The organism is Bradyrhizobium sp. MI1.4 (assembly GCF_055811315.1).
On sequence record NZ_JBVVPP010000004.1, the window covers coordinates 230,954 to 243,783 of the forward strand.

At 65.5% G+C, this 12,830-nt stretch carries 10 protein-coding genes; 6 read left to right on the plus strand and 4 right to left on the minus strand.

What is annotated here, in order from left to right; genetic code table 11:
• Window positions 1–22: 22 nt before the first annotated feature.
• Together AC0L23_RS07065 and AC0L23_RS07070 are read right to left on the minus strand one after the other, a co-directional pair.
• Window positions 23–1,828: an ABC-F family ATP-binding cassette domain-containing protein gene (locus AC0L23_RS07065; RefSeq protein WP_085352824.1), complete on the minus strand. Its 1,806-nt coding sequence runs from the start codon at window positions 1,826–1,828 to the stop codon at window positions 23–25.
• A gap of 8 nt (window positions 1,829–1,836) precedes the next feature.
• Complete coding sequence (locus AC0L23_RS07070) at window positions 1,837–2,334, minus strand: YaiI/YqxD family protein (RefSeq protein ID WP_473356804.1); 498 nt, start codon at window positions 2,332–2,334, stop codon at window positions 1,837–1,839.
• Window positions 2,335–2,475: 141 nt separating this feature from the next.
• Between AC0L23_RS07070 and AC0L23_RS07075 the strand changes: the two genes are divergently transcribed.
• Window positions 2,476–3,276: a hotdog family protein gene (locus AC0L23_RS07075; protein ID WP_085352825.1), complete on the plus strand. Its 801-nt coding sequence runs from the start codon at window positions 2,476–2,478 to the stop codon at window positions 3,274–3,276.
• 167 nt (window positions 3,277–3,443) lie between these two features.
• Here the strand turns inward: AC0L23_RS07075 and AC0L23_RS07080 are convergent, their stop codons facing one another.
• Entirely contained in the window at window positions 3,444–5,816 is a 2,373-nt protein-coding gene (locus AC0L23_RS07080) for a xanthine dehydrogenase family protein molybdopterin-binding subunit (RefSeq protein ID WP_085352826.1), read from the minus strand.
• Between the two features lie 210 nt (window positions 5,817–6,026).
• Here AC0L23_RS07080 and AC0L23_RS07085 point away from each other — a divergent pair, with 210 nt between their 5' ends.
• A complete protein-coding gene (locus AC0L23_RS07085; RefSeq protein ID WP_026233757.1) occupies window positions 6,027–7,094 on the plus strand; it encodes a Ppx/GppA phosphatase family protein in 1,068 nt (355 codons plus the stop codon).
• Between the two features lies 1 nt (window position 7,095).
• The gene (locus tag AC0L23_RS07090) at window positions 7,096–7,794 is read left to right on the plus strand and encodes an RlmE family RNA methyltransferase (RefSeq protein ID WP_018459201.1); all 699 of its coding nucleotides are present in this window, start codon (window positions 7,096–7,098) and stop codon (window positions 7,792–7,794) included.
• On the opposite strand, the gene AC0L23_RS07095 is transcribed toward AC0L23_RS07090, so the two are convergent.
• Window positions 7,791–9,281: an MFS transporter gene (locus AC0L23_RS07095; protein WP_085362189.1), complete on the minus strand. Its 1,491-nt coding sequence runs from the start codon at window positions 9,279–9,281 to the stop codon at window positions 7,791–7,793. The two genes, AC0L23_RS07090 and AC0L23_RS07095, sit on opposite strands and share 4 nt — an antisense overlap.
• 378 nt (window positions 9,282–9,659) lie before the next feature.
• Here AC0L23_RS07095 and guaB point away from each other — a divergent pair, with 378 nt between their 5' ends.
• The 3 genes from guaB (at window position 9,660) to AC0L23_RS07110 (ending at window position 12,826) form a co-directional block, all read left to right on the plus strand.
• Window positions 9,660–11,150 carry an IMP dehydrogenase gene (gene guaB / locus AC0L23_RS07100; protein ID WP_007609139.1) on the plus strand — a complete coding sequence of 497 codons (1,491 nt, stop codon included), beginning with the start codon at window positions 9,660–9,662 and terminating at the stop codon, window positions 11,148–11,150.
• Window positions 11,151–11,362: 212 nt separating this feature from the next.
• Window positions 11,363–12,385: an NADP-dependent oxidoreductase gene (locus tag AC0L23_RS07105; RefSeq protein ID WP_085352852.1), complete on the plus strand. Its 1,023-nt coding sequence runs from the start codon at window positions 11,363–11,365 to the stop codon at window positions 12,383–12,385.
• A 150-nt stretch (window positions 12,386–12,535) separates the two neighbouring features.
• Window positions 12,536–12,826: a hypothetical protein gene (locus tag AC0L23_RS07110; RefSeq protein WP_026233756.1), complete on the plus strand. Its 291-nt coding sequence runs from the start codon at window positions 12,536–12,538 to the stop codon at window positions 12,824–12,826.
• Window positions 12,827–12,830 lie beyond the last annotated feature (4 nt).

The following is a 12,830-nucleotide window of genomic DNA, read 5'->3' on the forward strand; positions in this document are numbered from 1 at the left end:
GCCCACTTTTGCGGAATGCACGCTAGGCCTGTTCAATCTCTTCGCGCCGCACTTCGAGCTCCAGCCATTTGTCCTCGGCCTCGGCCAGTTCCTTTTGCGCCGTCGTCAGAGCGTCGGAGGCCTGGTCGAAGCGCTTGCGATCCTTGCGAAAGAGATCGGGGTCGTCAAGGAAGCGCTGCTGCTTGGCGATCTCGGCCTGCAGCTTGGCGATGGTCTTGGGCAGCGTCTCCAGCGCGTGTTGCTCGTTGAAGGTCAAGCGTCGTCTCGCGACGCCGGACGGCACGGCTGATCGCTGCTCTCTCGTCTCTTCGACGGCCTTCGCGGTCGCGCGCTTCACGTCGGCGCCGCGCTGGGCCAGCATGTCGGTATAGCCGCCGGCATATTCGAGCCAGCGTCCGTTGCCCTCGGGCACGATCACTGACGTCACCACGCGGTCGAGAAAATCGCGATCGTGGCTGATCAGAATCACGGTGCCCTCGTAGTCGCTGAGCATCTCCTCGAGGACGTCGAGGGTCTCCAGGTCGAGGTCGTTGGTCGGCTCGTCCAGCACCAGGAGGTTGGAGGGTTTTGCCAGCGCGCGTGCCAGCATCAGCCGGCCGCGCTCACCGCCCGACAGCACCTCCAGCGGCGTGCGCATCTGTTCCTGGGCGAACAGGAAGTCCTTCATGTAACTGACGACATGCTTCGGCTTGCCGCCAACCATGACATGGTCGCCGCGGCCGCCGGTCAGCGCCTCGGCCAGCGTCGTCTTCGGATCGAGACTTTCACGATGCTGGTCGAGCGTCGCCATCTCGATGTTGGCGCCGAGCCGTATGCTGCCGCTGTCCGGTGCGCTGCCGCCGGTCAGCATCTCGATCAGCGTGGTCTTGCCGGCGCCGTTCGGGCCGACGATGCCGATGCGATCGCCGCGCTGGACGCGGATCGAGAAGCCGTCGACGATCTTTCGCTCGCCATAGGACCGGCTGATATTCTTGGCCTCGATGACGAGCTTGCCGGACTTGTCGGCCTCGGCAGCCGCGAGGTTGGCGTTGCCCGTCGCGCCGCGATGGGTGCGGCGCTGGTCGCGCAGCGCGTGGAGATTGCCGAGTCGCTTGACGTTGCGCTTGCGGCGGCCCGAGACGCCGTAACGCAGCCAGTGCTCCTCGTTGACGATCTTGCGGTCGAGCTTGTGCTGGTCGCGCTCTTCCTCCGCGAGCACCTCGTCGCGCCAAGCCTCGAAGGCACTGAAGCCGCGGTCGATCTGCCGGATCTGGCCGCGGTCGAGCCAGGCGGTGCTGCGCGAGAGATTGCCGAGGAAGCGCCGATCGTGGCTGATGATCACCAGCGCGCAGCGGCGGCTCTCCAGTTCACTCTCCAGCCATTCGATGGTCGGAAGATCCAGATGGTTGGTCGGCTCATCCAGCAGCAGGATGTCGGGCGAGGGCGCCAGCACGCGTGCCAGCGCGGCGCGGCGCGCTTCGCCGCCGGAGACATGCGCCGGATCTTCTTCGCCGCTGAGACCGAGCTGCTCGACCAGATAGCGCGCCTGATAGTGGTCGTCGCCAGCATTGAGGCCGGCCTCGACATAAGCGAGCGTGGTGGAGAAACCGGAAAAATCCGGCTCCTGCGGCAGGTAGCGAATGGTGGCGCCGGGCTGCACGAAACGGCTGCCGCCATCCGGTTCGACCAGGCCGGCGGCGATCTTGAGCAGCGTCGATTTGCCGGAACCGTTGCGGCCGATCAGGCAGACGTGCTCGCCGGTCGAAACCGACAGTTCGACGCCCGCCAGGAGCGGCGTGCCGCCAAAGGTCAGCTTGATATCGCGCAGTTGAATCAGCGGTGGCGCCATGCGGTGTCTCAGTCCTGTCTTGTTGCGGCCTGGTCGGCGCGGCGGCGCTGAATGCGGCGGATGGTCTGGTCGAGCGTCGACAGAAACGTCGAGCGGTCGCGCGGTGAATACGATGTCGGACCGCCGGTGACTTCGCCGGCCGAGCGCAAATCGGTCATCAGGTTGCGGACCGCGAGCGTCATCCCGATCGATTCCTCGGTGAACGCCTTGCCGTTGGACGCGATCACATCGGCGCCGGCCTTCACGCAGCGGCTTGCGAGCGGAATATCCGAGGTAATGACGATGTCGCCGGGCCCGGCGCGTTCCGCGATCCAGTCATCGGCTGCGTCCATGCTGGCACCAGCGGCGATCCGCTCGATGAGTGGATCCTGGGGCACGCGGATGAAATTGCCCGCGACCACGCTCACGGGCAGGCCGTGCCTGCCGGCGACGCGATAGATCTCGTCCTTCACCGGACAGGCGTCGGCGTCGACATAGATACGGGTGGTGTTTTGAGGGTTCGTCATGGTCCGTAGATGGGGCTTGCGAAGCGGTTCCGCAGCAGCCGCGTGGTACCCCATTCGGGCCGCAAAGGCGAGGGGATTGACCCCGGTTCCTCAGGGCCTACGATCGGGCCGAAACAACAAGAAATTGGGGAAAGCCAAGCCATGCCGAACCGGCTCGAAACCTATCGCGTCCAGGCCTACAACACGGCCAAGCAATCCGAAAACAAGATGCATGACGATGCAGTGGCGCGCCGTTTCGGGTTTTCCGGTGGGCTGGTCCCCGGCGTCGACGTCTTCGCCTACATGATGCATGTGCCGGTGGCGCGCTGGGGCCGCGATTTCCTGTCGCGCGGGCTGATCGAGGCGCGTTTCATCAAGCCGGTCTATGACGGCGAGACCGCCGACGTCGATGCGACCGAGCACAACGGCCTGCTCACCATCGAGGTGTTCAGCCGCACCGAGCTGTGTGCCACCGGCACGGCGTCGCTGCCGGCGATTGCGACTGCGGTATCGTTGAGCGACTATGTCGAGGTCCCCGCGATTGCCGAGCGCAAACCGGTCAGCCCGGCAACATTCGAGACCGGCAAATGGCTGGGCACGACACCGCGCCGCTGGGCCGGGCAGGATGCCGCCGACTATCTCGCCGACATCCGTGAAACCGATCCGATCTTCGCGGGCGGGGGGCTCGGCCATCCCGGCCTGATTCAGCGCGTCATGAACCGCGTGCTGGTGGACAACACGATCCTCGGCCCCTGGATCCATGTCGGCAGCCGCATGCAATTGCTGTCAGCCGCGCGCGCCGGCGACGAGATCACCGCGCGGGCAAAAGTCACCGCGAACTACGAGAAGAAGGGCCACCGCTTCGTCGAGCTCGACGCGCTGGTGGTCGCCAACGGCACGACGCCGCTGGCGCACTGCCAGCACATCGCGATCTACCAGCCGCGCGAGCAGGCGGCGGCTTAGGCGGCATGTAAGGGGCGCAGCGCGTCCTCACCCTCGCTGTCATTCCCCGCGAAGGCGGGGAATCCAGTACGCCGCAGCCTATCGGTCAATCGCTTCCGTCTCGGAGTACTGGATCGCCCGGTCGAGCCGGGCGATGACAGTCTGCTTGTGGAGGCAGAAGGGCAGCCCTACGCCGCTTTCCCCTTCGCATCCTGGATCGCGCGCCACACGCGTTCCGGCGTCAGCGGCATGTCGATGTGCTTGATGCCGTAGTCGGAGAGCGCGTCGATCACCGCGTTCACGACCGTCGACAGGCTGCCGGCGCAGCCGGCTTCGCCGCAGCCTTTGCTGCCGAGCGGATTGGCCGTGGCCGGCACCGGGTGGTCGCCGACCGTCATGTTCGGAACGTCCTCGGCGCGCGGCAGAGCGTAGTCCATCAGCGAGCCCGTGATCGGCTGGCCGCTCTCGTCGTAGCGGACGTGCTCCATGAGAGCTTGGCCAATGCCCTGGACGACGCCGCCATGGAGCTGGCCTGCGACCAGCAGCGGGTTGATCACCGTGCCGAAATCGTTGACCGCGCTGTAGCGCACGATCTGCACGACGCCGGTCTCAGGGTCGATCTCGACCTCGGCGACATGGCAGCCGTTCGGGAAGGCTGACGGCACCGGTTCGCTGGTGTGATCGACGTCGAGGCTGTCGGGCACGCCCTCCGGCATCTTGCCGTCGTGCAGGCGCTTGGCGAGCTCCATGATGTCGATGCTGCGGTCGGTGCCGGCGATCGTAAAACTGCCGCCTTCGAATTCGATGTCGGCTTCGGATGCCTCCAGCATGTGCGCGGCGGCGCGCTTGCCCTTTTCGATCACGAGCTTGGCGGCGCCCACGATCGCCATGCCGGTCGCGGTGATCGAGCGCGAGCCACCGGTGCCGTTGCCGGTGTGGACGATGTCGCTGTCGCCCTGCACCAGCTTGACGCTGTCGAAGGGAACGCCGAGCTGCTGGCAGAGGACCTGCGCGAATGCGGATGCGTGGCCCTGACCGTAATCGAGCGTCCCGGTGATGAGCTGCACCGAGCCATCGGGATCGAACACGATCTTGCCGAGCTCGACGCCGGGAGGTGCGGTCACCTCCAGATAGGAGCCGACGGCGATGCCACGCAGCTTGCCGGACTTCTTGCTCTCCTTCTTGCGCTTGGCAAAATTCTCGTGGTCGGAGATTTCGAGGGCCTTGTTGAAGACGGCCTGGAAGTCGCCGCTGTCATAGGTGACGCCGGAGGACGCGGCGAACGGCATCTGGTTCTGCTTGATGAAGTTGCGCTTCCGCAGGGTCAGCCGGTTGATGCCCATCTCGTCCGCGGCGCGGTCGATTAGCCGCTCCATGTAGTAGTTGGCCTCGGGCCGGCCGGCGCCGCGATAGGCGCCCATCAACGTGGTGTTGGTCAGCACCGTCTTGATGTCGACGGCCATCAGCGGCGTGCGATAGACGCTGGAAAAGTTCTTGCTGGTGTTGAGCGAGAGCGGGCTGGGCGCAACGCCGGTGATGTAGGCACCGAGATTGCCGTAGCCCGAGAGCTTGGCGGCGAGGAAATGCCCCTCGGCATCCAGCGCGAGTTCGGCGTGAATTTTCTGCGCACGGCCGTGGCTGTCGGACAAGAAGCTGGTCGAGCGTTCGTCCAGCCATTTCACCGGCCGTCCCAGCGTCTTTGCCGCGTACAGGATGCACATGTATTCGGGGTAATTGATGTTCTTCATGCCGAAGGAGCCGCCGACATTGGCGGTGAGAATGCGCACATTTTCGTTCGGCACTTTCAGGTTCTTGGCGAGATTGGCACGGTTGCCTGCCACCCCCTGCGTGGGCACCTGAAGAGTGTAGCGCTCGGTCTTCTTGTCATAGGAGGCAAGGCCAACGCGTGGCTCCATCGAGACCACGGCGACGCGGGTGTTCTCGATGTCGACCTTGGTCACGTGAGCAGCACTGGCGAAGGCCGCGTTGACCTTGTCGGTGTCGCCATAGTGGTAGTCGAGCGCGACATTGTTCGGGATGTGGTCGTAGAGCTGCGGCGCGCCGGGTTTTGCGGCTTCCTCGGGATCGGTCACCGCCGGCAGCGGCTCGATGTCGAGTTCGACCGCCTCGGCCGCGTCGCGCGCCTGGGCCAGCGTCTCCGCCACCACGAAGGCGACGGGATCGCCGACGAAGCGGACCTTGTCGGTTGCGAGCGGCTGGCGGTTGGTCTGGAGCAGGGGCGAGCCGTCACGGCTCTTCAGCGGCAGGCCGCAGGTGAAGGGGCCGTAGCCGGCCGCATCGAGGTCTTTGCCGGTCCACACCCCGAGCACGCCCGGCATTGCTCTGGCTGCATCGATGTTGATGCCGCGAATGACGCCATGGGCATGGGTCGAGCGAACGATCACGGCATGGGCCTGGCCGGGCAGGTTGAAATCGTCGGTGTAGCGGCCCTTGCCGCGCACCAGGGTATCGTCCTCCTTGCGGCGGACCGGCTGCCCGACGCCATATTTTTGCAGTGCAATAGCGTTTTCGAGCGTGGAGGATTTGGTGTGTTCTTGCATGGAATTGACCTGAAAAGCCGGCAAATGCGCGGTTTGGGGGGCGCCTGGGGTCCGGACCCCTCAAAAATAACCCACCGGCCCGCTCACGACAACGCACGAATGGGCATGGTCCCATGTGATGCGTTGTTGCGCAGGATTGGTGCGCTGCTAATGTTTCAGGCGAAAAAGCAATTCCAGATCGGCCTAACCGGCCGCGGAAAGACAGTTTGTATGAATGACCACACGCGGCTCCGCGACGGCCTTGCGCCGCACGGTGAGCTGGGGTCGATGGCGGCGGCGTTCGCCACTGAACCGGCCGTCGGCGCGCAAGCGCCGGGAACCGGCGTCTACGCGGCGCTCGACCTCGGCACCAACAATTGCAGGCTCCTGATCGCCTGTCCGACCCACGACGGCTTTCGCGTGGTCGATTCCTTCTCGCGCATCATCCGGCTCGGCGAGGGCGTCTCGGCAACCGGGTGCATCAGCGAGGCCGCGATCGAACGCGCCATCGTGGCGCTTGGCATCTGCCGCGACAAGATCAACCTGCGCAAAGCGCGGCGGCTGCGGCTGATCGCCACCGAAGCGTGCCGCGCCGCCTCGAATGCCGAAGGCTTTCGCAGCCGCGTCGCTGCCGAGACCGGGATCGAGCTCGAGGTAATCGACCGCGAGACCGAGGCGGCGCTTGCCGTGCTCGGCTGCTCGCCGCTGGTCGATCCCAGGGGGCGCGGCGCAATCCTGTTCGACATCGGCGGCGGCTCGACTGAGCTGGTACGGATCGAGCGCGACGCCGCAAATCCGGAGCCGCGCATCAAAGCCTGGATGTCGATCCCGTTCGGTGTGGTCACGCTTGCCGAGCAGTTCGGGGGCCGCGACGTGACGCCCGAGATCTACGCCGCGATGGAGCGCGAGGTCGCCCATCACATCGCGCCGTTCGCCGAACAGCATGGCGGCGATCTCACTGATATGCATCTGCTCGGCACGTCAGGCACTGTGACGACGCTCGCCGGCATCCATCTCAACCTCGCGCGCTACGACCGCCGCCGCATCGACAGCGTCTGGATGAACGATACCGACGTCACCGCGACCATTAACAAGCTGCTTGGCATGAGCTACGAGGAGCGCGCCGCGAACAGCTGCATTAGCGTTGAGCGCGCCGATCTCGTCCTGGCCGGCTGCGCCATCCTCGACGCGATCCGCCGCGCCTTTCCGCTGCCACGCCTGCGCGTCGCCGACCGGGGCTTGCGCGAAGGCATGCTGGTCGAGATGATGCGCGAAGACGGCGCGCTCAGGAGCTGGTGAGATGGTCAAGGACACCACCGGCCGTTTGCACGTCCAGGTCAAGACCCACGGCAAGCGCAAATTGTCGTCGAAGCTCTGGCTGGAGCGGCAGCTCAACGATCCCTATGTGGTGAAGGCGAAGGCGCTGGGCTATCGCTCGCGCGCCGCGTTCAAGCTGCTCGAGATCGATGACAAATACCGGCTGCTGAAGCACGGCATGGCTGTGGTCGATCTCGGCGCCGCGCCGGGCGGCTGGAGCCAGATTGCCGCCAAGCGCGTCGGCTCGGTCGACGGCAAGGGCAAGGTCATCGCGATCGACCTGCTCGAAATCCCCGAGATTGCCGGCGTCGAGTTCGCGCAGCTCGACTTCATGGACAATGACGCGCCGGACAAGCTCAAGGCCATGCTCGACGGCGGCGCCGACATTGTCATGTCCGACATGGCTGCCAACACCACCGGTCATCGCAAGACCGACCAGCTTCGCATCGTCGGCCTGATCGAGACCGCTGCCGCGTTCGCCTGCGATGTGCTGAGGCCGGGCGGGACCTTCCTGGCGAAGGCGTTCCAGAGTGGCGCCGACGCCGAACTGCTCGCCCAGCTCAAGCGCGATTTCGCCACGGTGCGTCACGTCAAGCCGGCCGCAAGCCGTGCGGATTCCTCGGAGCGCTACGTTCTCGCGACGGGATTTCGGGGGGCTCGCAACGACGAGGTGGAGCACTAGCCCAGCCGCTGATCCCGCACATCCTGCGTATCCTCGGTCGCCGCCTTGACGGCCGCCTTGGCCGCGCCCTTGCCGGCACCTTTGCGGCTCGCGATCTCCACCGCTTTGCGGCCGGAAACTTCGTGGCCGGCATCCGCGGGCATCTGCCAGAAGAACCAGCTCGACGCCGCCGAAGTCAGGGCGATCACGAGAAAGGCCGGCGCAAACACGGTGGCGTCGAGCTCGCTGACGTGGCTGAACCACATTGTCGTCTCCACGGAGGCGGCGCCGACCGCGACGCCGGCCGAGACCGCGAGCTGCTGGTTGACGCTGACGAGCGTGGTGGCGCGGCTCATCTGCGCCTGCTCGACCTCGGCATAGGCCACCGTGTTGATCGCGGTGAACTCGAGCGAACGGAAGAAGCCGCCGACCACCAGGATGATCATGATGATCAGCAGGGGCGTCGTCACGGTGAAGAGGGCACAGGCGGCCAGGAAAACCGCACTGATGATCGCGTTAACCGTCATCAGGTTGCGGAAGCCGAAGGCGCGGATGATGCGCGCGGCCAGCGCCTTCATGCCCATGGCGCCGAGCGAGGAGCCAAACGTGACGAGGCCGGACTTGAACGGCGAGAGGCCGAATCCGATCTGCATCAGCAGTGGCAGCAGGAACGGTAGCGCGCCGATGCCGAGCCGAAACATGAAGCCGCCGAGAACGGCCGCGCGCAGTGTCGGCAGCCTCAGCAGCGTAAAGTCCAGCACCGGCGACCCCGTTCGCCGCGCGTGAAGGACATACAGCGACATCGAGATCGATCCGCCGACGACCAGGGCAGCAACCGTGCTCCATGGCAGCAGATTGAGTCCGGCGACCGACAGCCCGAAGGCGATGCCGGCGAGCCCGAGGCCCGCGAGCACCATGCCGTAGAGGTCGAACGGCTCTCGTTCCTCGCTTTTGATGGGATCGATGAAGCGCAAGGCCATGAAGATGCCGAGCAGCCCGATCGGGATGTTGATCAGGAAGATCCAGTGCCATGACGCGTAGGTGGTGATGAAGCCGCCGAGCGGCGGCCCGATCACGGGGCCGATCAGGGCAGGGACCGTCACCCACGCCATCGCGTTGACCAGCGCGCTCTTGTCGACCGACCGCAGCAGCACGAGGCGCCCGACCGGCGTCATCATTGCCCCGCCCATGCCTTGGAGGATGCGCGCGAACACGAAATCGGTGACCGATGTCGAGAGCGCGCAGCCGACCGAGCCGACCATGAATACGCCGACGGCAATCGCAAACACCAGGCGCGCGCCGAACCGGTCGGCGGTCCAGCCGCTCGCCGGGATGAAGACCGCAAGCGACAGCAGATAGGAAGTGATCGCGAGCTTGAGCGTCAGTGGGCTGGTGCCGATGTCGGCCGCAATCGCGGGCAGCGACGTGGCGATCACCGTCGAGTCCATGTTCTCCATGAAGAGAGCAGTGGCTACGATCAGCGGAATGATGCGTTGCTTGTCGACCATGACGGATTGGTAATGGACATCGGGAACGAAGGGCGAGAATTGCGGCTTATCACCGCCACTGGGCCGCGACCATTGCGGATCGACGCATAGCACCTAAATCCCGCGTGACCCCAAGTGGGTGCGCCCTGCGCCGGAGATCGATGATCTGCCGTTCGCCAGTACGTGCCGCCGCGAAGGCTATCCGCCGCCGAACTTGCCCAAAAAAGCCTGTGCATGGCTGGCCGGCGGTCCGAATTGCTTTGATTCGTCGCCCGCCCGTGCTATCGACCCGCGTCAACCCCACCGATGGGCTCCGATTCTCCGGCGTTGCCGCAAGGTACGCCGAGGGCGGCGCTCATCCATAGCTATTTGCGGCAGGGCCGCGGAAGGAGTTGGCACATGGCCACGGTGCAACAAGGCATTCGCGAAGCCCTCACGTTCGACGACGTGCTGCTGAAGCCGGGCCTGTCGGACGTCATGCCGGGCGAGGTCGACATCCGCTCCCGCGTCACCCGCGCCATTCCGCTCAACATCCCGATCATGGCCTCCGCCATGGACACGGTCACCGAAGCCCGCATGGCGATCGCCATGGCGCAGGCCGGCGGCATCGGCGTCATCCATCGCAATTTCGATCCCGAAGGGCAGGCTGCCCAGGTGCGGCAGGTCAAGCGCTACGAGTCGGGCATGGTGGTGAACCCGCTCACGATCAGCCCGGACGCCACGCTGGACGACGCGCTCAAGCTGATGAGCGATCACGGCATCTCCGGCATTCCCGTCGTCACCGGTGCGGGCAAGTCCACGCCGGGCAAGCTGGTCGGCATTCTCACCAACCGCGACGTCCGCTTCGCCACCGACCGCCAGCAAAAAATCTCCGAGCTGATGACCCATGAAGGTCTCGTCACGGTGCGCGAGAATGTCAGCCAGGACGAGGCGCGGCGGATGCTGCATCAGCATCGCATCGAGAAGCTGCTTGTGGTCGACGAGCAGTATCGCTGCGTCGGCCTGGTCACCGTGAAGGACATGGAGAAGGCGGTCGCCCATCCGCTGGCCTGCAAGGACGCGCAGGGCCGCCTCCGCGTCGCCGCCGCCACCACGGTCGGCGATAGCGGCTTCGAGCGCACCGAGCGGCTGATCGATGCCGGCGTCGATCTCGTCGTGGTCGACACCGCGCACGGCCATTCCCGTCACGTGCTCCATGCGGTCAACCGCATCAAGCGCCTGTCCAATTCCGTGCAGGTCGTTGCCGGCAACGTCGCGACCTCGGAGGGTGCGCAGGCGCTGATCGATGCGGGCGCGGACTGCATCAAGGTCGGCATCGGCCCGGGCTCGATCTGCACCACTCGCATCGTCGCCGGCGTCGGCGTTCCCCAGCTCACCGCGATCATGGATGCGGTCGAGGCGGCGAAGAAGTCGGACATCCCCGTCATTGCCGACGGCGGCATCAAGTTTTCCGGAGACCTTGCCAAAGCGCTCGCTGCCGGTGCCGACATCGCGATGGTCGGCTCGCTGCTCGCCGGCACCGACGAGACGCCCGGTGAAGTGTTCTTGTGGCAGGGCCGCTCCTACAAGGCCTATCGCGGCATGGGCTCGGTCGGCGCGATGGCGCGCGGCTCGGCCGACCGCTACTTCCAGCAGGACATCAAGGACACGCTCAAGCTCGTGCCCGAAGGCATCGAGGGCCAGGTGCCCTACAAGGGCCCGGTCGGCAACGTCATGCACCAGCTCGCCGGCGGCCTGCGCGCCGCGATGGGCTATGTCGGTGCAAAGGACATGAAGGACCTGCACGACAAGGCCCAGTTCGTCCGCATCACCGGCGCGGGCCTGCGCGAAAGCCACGTCCACGACGTCACCATCACGCGCGAGGCGCCGAACTATCCGGGCGGGGGTTAGGCTCGCGGCTGCGCGTTGGAATTGCCCAAATGACGGTGTCATGCCCCGCGAAGGCGGGGCATCCAGTACGCCGCGGCCTTTCGGCTCTACCACGACCCTCTCGGATTACTGGATCGCCCGCGGGCGATGACAGCGAGAGTGTGCTTTTGTGTTGACGTGCTCCGCTCCCTCCGCTTCCGTTCGCGCCGAAGCATAATCAGGAGGAAGCCATCATGTCCCAAGGCAAACGCATCGTTCTCGCCGCGCGTCCCGTCGGGGAGCCAAAGCCGTCCGATTTCCGCATCGAGGAATTCGCGGTTCCTACGCCTGCCGCAGGCGAAGTCCTGCTGCGCACGATCTGGCTCTCGCTCGATCCCTATATGCGCGGGCGCATGAGCGACGGTCCGTCCTACGCGACGCCGGTGCCCGTCGGTGGTGTGATGGAAGCCGGTACGGTCTGCGAGGTCGCAGCCTCCAACAATCCAAACTTTGCCAAGGGTGACATCGTGCTCTCGCGCGCGGGCTGGCAGACGCACGCGATCTCCGACGGCAAGGGGCTGAACAAGATCGACCCGAAGCTCGCGCCGATCTCGACGGCCGTCGGCGTGCTGGGCATGCCCGGCATGACCGCCTACACGGGCCTGCTCGATATCGGCAAGCCGCAGCAAGGCGAGACCGTCGTCGTCGCCGGCGCCTCCGGCGCGGTCGGCTCAGCCGTGGGACAGATCGCGAAGATCAAGGGCGCACGCGCGGTTGGAATCGCCGGCGGCAAGGACAAATGCGATTACGTCGTGAAGGAGCTCGGCTTCGATGCCTGCATCGATCACCGCGATCCCGATCTGGCCGCGAAGCTGAAGGACGCCTGCCCGAAGGGCATCGACGTCTATTTCGAGAATGTCGGCGGCGCCGTGTTCGAGGCGGTGTTCCCGCTGCTCAATGCGTTTGCGCGCGTACCCGTCTGCGGCCTCATCGCCCACTACAATGACACTGAAGCGAAGCCGCCGAAATGGGCCGCCAGCATGATGCGCGCGACCCTGACCAAGCGGCTGACCTTCCGCGGCTTCATCGTCTCCGACTTCGCCTCCCGCCATGGCGACTTCCTGCGCGACATGTCCGGCTGGGTCCGCGAGGGCAAGGTCAAGTACAAGGAGTTCGTCACCGAGGGCCTGGAGAGCGCGCCCGAAGCCTTCATGGGGCTTCTCAAGGGGGCCAATTTCGGCAAGCAGCTGGTGCGGGTCGGGCCGGACAAAGCTTGATCGGCCGCTCTCGCCCCCTCGGGGGCCGGGTATGGTTAACAAAGAGTGACTGATCGGCCACACCCGCCCGTAAAAGCCGCAGGTGTGACCGTCGGTTCATTGACGGGCTCGCGAAGGCATTGAATCATTGCGCATATTTCAGGTGCGATGATGTTAGAGCTTGTTGTTTTCTGCGTAATCCTGCTGGCTGCCGGTTATTGGGCGACCATGTTTGTCATGGGCCGTCGCGACGACGTCATCCATGGCAAGTTCGTCCATACCGAGGACGTGTTCGCGCAATCCGCGATGCCCACACCCACGCCGCCATTCCCCAAGCGCCCGGTCAATGCCGCGCGGCCTGCCAATGTTCTGCCCGCCAATACCGGGGCCAAACCGGTGAACAGCGACGCGCTGCAGTCCTTGCTTGCCGCGATCCAGCAGGATCTCAAAAGCGTCGCTTGAGCCG

What these genes read in the sequence shown, in the direction of transcription:
- AC0L23_RS07065 (WP_085352824.1), bottom strand. Translation starts at nt 1,828, where the DNA reads ATGGCGCCACCGCTGATTCAACTGCGCGATATCAAGCTGACCTTTGGC.
- AC0L23_RS07070 (WP_473356804.1), bottom strand. Translation starts at nt 2,334, where the DNA reads ATGACGAACCCTCAAAACACCACCCGTATCTATGTCGACGCCGACGCC.
- AC0L23_RS07075 (WP_085352825.1), top strand. Translation starts at nt 2,476, where the DNA reads ATGCCGAACCGGCTCGAAACCTATCGCGTCCAGGCCTACAACACGGCC.
- AC0L23_RS07080 (WP_085352826.1), bottom strand. Translation starts at nt 5,816, where the DNA reads ATGCAAGAACACACCAAATCCTCCACGCTCGAAAACGCTATTGCACTG.
- AC0L23_RS07085 (WP_026233757.1), top strand. Translation starts at nt 6,027, where the DNA reads ATGAATGACCACACGCGGCTCCGCGACGGCCTTGCGCCGCACGGTGAG.
- AC0L23_RS07090 (WP_018459201.1), top strand. Translation starts at nt 7,096, where the DNA reads ATGGTCAAGGACACCACCGGCCGTTTGCACGTCCAGGTCAAGACCCAC.
- AC0L23_RS07095 (WP_085362189.1), bottom strand. Translation starts at nt 9,281, where the DNA reads ATGGTCGACAAGCAACGCATCATTCCGCTGATCGTAGCCACTGCTCTC.
- guaB (WP_007609139.1), top strand. Translation starts at nt 9,660, where the DNA reads ATGGCCACGGTGCAACAAGGCATTCGCGAAGCCCTCACGTTCGACGAC.
- AC0L23_RS07105 (WP_085352852.1), top strand. Translation starts at nt 11,363, where the DNA reads ATGTCCCAAGGCAAACGCATCGTTCTCGCCGCGCGTCCCGTCGGGGAG.
- AC0L23_RS07110 (WP_026233756.1), top strand. Translation starts at nt 12,536, where the DNA reads ATGTTAGAGCTTGTTGTTTTCTGCGTAATCCTGCTGGCTGCCGGTTAT.